This is a genomic window from Vibrio sp. OPT46 (genome assembly GCF_015163535.1).
Taxonomy (GTDB): Bacteria; Pseudomonadota; Gammaproteobacteria; order Enterobacterales; family Vibrionaceae; genus Vibrio; species Vibrio alginolyticus.
Genome location: NZ_JADDYG010000494.1, coordinates 25,893 through 28,875, shown reverse-complemented (window position 1 = coordinate 28,875; position 2,983 = coordinate 25,893). Strand labels below are relative to the sequence as shown.

Here is a 2,983-nt window from a genome sequence, read left to right as displayed (position 1 = left end):
ATTAAGGAGGTGTTTATGGAACACGATCTAAAATCCGCATTAATCATTGTGGTGACTGTTTTTGCAGTGCTTTTGTCATTTGGCATCATTGCTATTACGACAGCTTAAGATAACCACTTTTACCAAACGATTTAACAAAATGGCGTGAGCCTATGATACGTAACAGCGGTATAATCACAGAAAGCCATGCAGAGCTTGATGTAAAAGTTTATGAGCACTTTAGGCATGGTAAAACTGCTTTAGTCACGCAAGGTGGAGGGCAGAGAGGGATTTTTACCGCTGGCGTTTTAGACGCCTTTTTACTTTCCAACTTCGATCCTTTCGATGAATTCTATGGCACCTCTGCCGGAGCACTTAACTTATGTTCTTACTTGTGTCGTCAACATGGCATGGGCAAAGCTTTTATTACCGAGCTGACAACGTCTCCTGAATTTTTTAATCTGTTTCGCTATATCCGAAAGCAGCAGTACTTAGGTTTAGAGTGGGCATTAGAACGGATTCAAGATTTCCCATACAAGCTTGACCTTGATTTAGGTCGCAGTGCATTGGGAAAACGAGGAGCGTTTGCTGCGGTAACGAATATAGAGACGCTATCAGATCAATATCTACCAATCTTGGATGACTCGTGGTTTAACACTATGCTAGCGACATGTGCGATTCCCAAGTTGTACCACGGACCTGTCGACGTAAATGGCAATAAGTTTGTTGATGGCGGCGTGTCTGCCTCTATCCCTGTACAAGAAGCGTGGCGTCAGAATGCTCGCAACATTATTGTCATTCGCACAGAGCCGTTTTCAGAGATTGAAGCGAGAGCCCAAAGTGAAGTGGGGGATGTGCCTGTCGAATGGTATCGGGAGTCTATCAACTCAGTACAGCAATCATGGCAGCAAAAAGTGAATCAGTGGAAGCTGGATTGGGCGTCGTTCTTCCAACAAAAAATTAATGCAGCACATCAATCGAAGCTTGCAGGGAAAATGCTGTTAAATGGAGGTCGTTGGTTGTTCGGTGCCGATAACTTGTATCGTTTAAGTCATCTGATTGGTGAGAATTTTGATTCAGGTTTAGCCGACATGCTGATGATTCATTATCAAACATTTGAGCTCACTCAGGCCTTTATATCTGCTCCACCTGACGACACTTTTATTTTACAAGTTGCGCCTAAAGAGGGACTTCGTTCTTCTTCTTTGTTAAGTGACCAAGAGTCACTAGAGCATGACTATCAACTTGGGCTTCAAGCTGGGTTTAACCTAGTTCAACTCTATGACCAGCTGGATGTTGAAATTGATGGTAGAGAGAGTGCATAAACCTTCTTACGTTCACGATGTGCGCAATATACAAAGCATATAAATAAGGCTCCATTTTCGGAGCCTTATTTGCGGGTTCTTGTGGTTAACTCCGGTTAGGTATAACTACTACGCTTGTAGAATGCGCATGCAGTTGGTTGAGCCAACAACATCCATTACATCGCCTTGAGTAATAATGACTAAATCACCTTTGTGCAAGAACCCTTGCTCTTTAAGGCTAGTAATCGCTGCTTGAGCCGTTGGTAAACCCGCATCACTTTTTGACTCGAAATATACAGGTGTCACGCCTCGGTATAATGCTGCTCGATTTAGTGTCGATTCATTCCGTGATAAGGCAAATATTGGCAAGCCAGAGCTTAAGCGAGACATCATCAACGCAGTCCTGCCGGACTCAGTTAACGAGATCATCGCTTTAATTCCTTCCATGTGATTCGCAGAGTACATGGTTGCCATTGCGATGGTTTCTTCAGCGGTTTCGAAGGTTCTATCTAAGCGATAGGTTGATAGACTTGCCTCCGACATTTTTTCTGCCCCCACACATACTTCGGCCATGGATTTGACCGTTTCTACAGGATATTTACCTGCAGCGGTCTCTCCAGAAAGCATCACCGCGTCAGTGCCGTCTAGAACCGCATTGGCCACATCCATCACTTCAGCACGCGTTGGCATTGGGCTAGTAATCATGGACTCCATCATTTGTGTCGCAGTAATCACGATACGGTTTAAACTGCGTGCGCGGCGAATCAGTTTTTTCTGGACACCTATGAGCTCAGGGTCACCGATTTCTACACCAAGGTCACCACGTGCAACCATCACTACATCGGATGCGAGAATAATGTCGTCAATAGACTCATTGGTCGCGACGGTTTCTGCTCGTTCGACTTTAGCCACTAACATGGCTTCAAGGCCTGCATCTCTGGCTAAGCGTCGAGCGTAATGCATGTCTTCGCCGTTACGCGGGAATGAAATAGCAAGGTAGTCCACTTGAATTGCTGCGGCGGTAAGAATATCAGCTTTATCTTTCTCTGTGAGCGCATCTGCTGACAATCCGCCGCCTTTTTTGTTTATCCCTTTATTGTTGGACAATGGACCACCGACAATCACACGGGTATGAACTTTATTACCCTCTACTTTAGTAACTTGCAGCTGAACGCGTCCATCATCGAGTAATAAAATGTCATTTGGTGAAACATCTTGCGGTAGTTCTTTATAATCTAACCCTACAGATTCTTGATTGCCTTCACCTTTTGGTAAATCACTATCTAATGTGAATTTATCGCCCACATTCAAAATGACTTGGCCGTCTTTAAACGTTGATACACGGATTTTAGGGCCTTGTAAATCACCAAGAATTGCAACCTGACGCCCAAGTCTTGCTGCAATGGTACGGACTTTGTTCGCACGTTGAATGTGGTCTTCACTGGTTCCATGTGAAAAATTCATACGGACAACGTTTGCACCGGCTTTGATGATCTCCTCAAGTATATTGTCCTTATCCGTTGAAGGACCCAGCGTAGTGACAATTTTTGTTCGTCTTAATTTGGAAGTCATAGATTCTCCGATGAATGTGTGTGTAAAGGTAACTTGAACTCTATCCTTACTTTACGCAATCGCTCTCAAGGTTAGCCTCGTTGCTGAGCCCACACCTTAAAGCTATTTGAATATAAGTATATGCACAG

3 protein-coding genes are annotated in these 2,983 nt (G+C 44.2%); 2 read left to right on the top strand and 1 reads right to left on the bottom strand.

Annotation, left to right across the window (positions count from 1 at the left end; all coding sequences use genetic code 11):
* The first annotated feature begins 15 nt into the window (after positions 1-15).
* Positions 16-108, top strand: coding sequence for a YnhF family membrane protein (locus IQR33_RS20870; RefSeq protein ID WP_005372970.1), 93 nt, complete (start codon positions 16-18; stop codon positions 106-108).
* Positions 109-152: 44 nt separating this feature from the next.
* Positions 153-1,304, top strand: a complete 1,152-nt coding sequence (locus IQR33_RS20865; protein ID WP_005372971.1) for a patatin-like phospholipase family protein — start codon at positions 153-155, stop codon at positions 1,302-1,304.
* 108 nt (positions 1,305-1,412) lie between these two features.
* On the opposite strand, the gene pyk is transcribed toward IQR33_RS20865, so the two are convergent.
* Positions 1,413-2,855, bottom strand: a complete 1,443-nt coding sequence (gene pyk, locus IQR33_RS20860; RefSeq protein WP_005372972.1) for a pyruvate kinase — start codon at positions 2,853-2,855, stop codon at positions 1,413-1,415.
* Positions 2,856-2,983 lie beyond the last annotated feature (128 nt).